The organism is Actinomadura sp. KC345, from assembly GCF_004348515.1.
Classification (GTDB): Bacteria; Actinomycetota; Actinomycetes; order Streptosporangiales; family Streptosporangiaceae; genus Spirillospora.
Genome location: NZ_SMKH01000536.1, coordinates 1 through 2,070, shown reverse-complemented (window position 1 = coordinate 2,070; position 2,070 = coordinate 1). Strand labels below are relative to the sequence as shown.

At 72.0% G+C, this 2,070-nt stretch carries 1 protein-coding gene and 1 pseudogene; both read left to right on the top strand.

From position 1 onward, the window contains the following. Positions 1-465, top strand: a pseudogene (locus tag E1281_RS41000) (competence protein ComEC); the annotation flags it as partial. Between the two features lie 473 nt (positions 466-938). After that, positions 939-1,892 (top strand): DNA polymerase III subunit delta, encoded by a 954-nt coding sequence (holA, locus tag E1281_RS39315; protein WP_131884759.1) that lies wholly within the window; start codon positions 939-941, stop codon positions 1,890-1,892. Positions 1,893-2,070 lie beyond the last annotated feature (178 nt).

Sequence of the window (2,070 nt, the reverse complement as noted above, 5' to 3'; positions counted from 1 at the left end):
CTTCCCGCCCGTCTCGGCCAGGAAGGCCAGCAGTGGCGCGTCGGCGACCTGACGCTCTCGGTCCTCGCCCCGCCCACCGGCTCCCCCCTCTCACCGGAGGACGACGGCACCACGATCAACAACGCGAGCGTGGTCCTCGTCGCCCGCAAACCCGGCTTCAGCGCCCTCCTGGCAGGCGACATCGAGGAGGAGGCGCAACATGCCCTGCGGAAGTCCGTCCCCCGCGTCCAGGTCCTCAAGGTCCCGCACCACGGCTCCCGCAGCCAGGACCCCGGCTTCCTGGCCGCCGCCCACGCCTCCGTCTCCCTGATCTCGGTCGGCGAGGACAACGACTACGGCCACCCGTCCCCGGCGACCCTCGGCCTCCTGCGGCGCCTCCACACCCGGATCCACCGCACCGACCAGGAAGGAGACATAGCGGTAACCCGCACTCGGACCGGCATAGCCGTCGTCCCGCGCCGCTGACCACCCGCCGGTCACGGACACGCCACGAACAGGCTCGACCAGCAGACGGCGCCATGGAATACCTGCCGTGCATCGGCGTAGGCCGCGAACACCTTCGAAACGGATGAAGGCGGCTATCTCCACCGCACTCGGAGGTCTTCTCATTGATCAACCACCCCAACGGCCGTGTCACCTACCACTACGGCGGGTGCGACCCAGCCACGGTGGCCGGATACACCAACCCACTGTGCGGGGGCCATATCAGCGGTCCATCGAGGCCGCCAGACCGGGTGACGACACCCCCGGATCATCAACGACAGGGGCAACAGTTCTGCCCGGCCTGGCGACCAAGATCCCCGCTTGCCGGGGACGCGAGGTAGGTAACCGGGGGGGGACGCGCCAGTGGGTGCCATCCCGGGCGGCGAGCGGTTCGGAGGCACTGCGCAGGCGTGCAGGTGGCGTGGGCAGGGGGTTGGGCGTGGCATGCTGCTGGGGTGTCGGTTGAGCCCATCATTCTAATCGTTGGTGACGAGGAACTGCTCGTGGACAGGGCGATCGGCGATGTCGTCGCGTCCGTGCGGGCGGATGATCCGGAGGCCGAGGTGATCGACCTCGGGCCGGGCGGGCTGGAACCCGGAAGGATCGCCGAGCTGACGTCGCCGTCGCTGTTCGGCGGTGGGAAGGTGCTCGTCCTCAGGGCGGCGCAGGACCTGGGGAAGGACCTGACGGCCGAGGTGCTCACCTACGCCAGGACGCCCGCGGAGGATGTCGTGCTCATCGCCGTCCACCATGGGGGGGCCAAGGGCAAGGCGCTGGTGGACGGGCTGGCCAAGCTGAAGGCGCGCAAGGTCTCGTGCCCGAAGGTCACCAAGGTGGGGGAGCGGGTCGACTTCGTCCGGGCCGAGATGCGCCGGGCGGGCGGGAAGATCTCGGCGGACGGGGCGCGCGGGCTGATCGACGCGGTCGGGAACGACCTGCGCGAGCTCGCGGCGGCCTGCAGCCAGCTGGTCTCCGACACCGGGGGCAAGGTCGACGATGCCGCGGTGGCGCGGTACTACCGGGGCCGCGCCGAGGTCAGTGGCTTCACGGTGGCGGACACGGCGATCGAGGGCCGGCTCGCCGAGGCGCTGGAGCAGCTCCGCTGGGCCCTGGCGACGGGCGTGGCGCCGGTACTGATCGTCAGCGCCCTCGCCCAGGGCGTCCGGGGGCTGGCGAAGGTCGGCGGCGCGCCCCGCGGCGCCCGCGGCGCGGCGCTGGCGAAGGAGCTCGGCATGCCGCCGTGGAAGATCGAGCGGGTGCAGCGCCAGTTGCGCGCCTGGTCGGGCGACGGGGTCGCGCGTGCCCTCGCGGCGGTGGCCGAGGCCGACGCGCAGGTCAAGGGCGGCGCCGCCGACACCGCGTACGCGCTGGAGAAGACCGTGGCCGAGATCGTCGCCGCCCGCGGCTGACCCCCGCCCATCTCCCCACCGGACGGCGGGGAAGTCCGGCCGCCGCATGACCATGCTGCCCGGCCTGCCCCTGATCAGGGTGAGAAGGGAGGGGCGGAGGCGGCGTTGGTTTCTCGCCGTTGGTTCAGGTCCGTCCGGCCAACTGGGGGCGGGGGCGCGTGGTCGTGTTGGGGTGGTG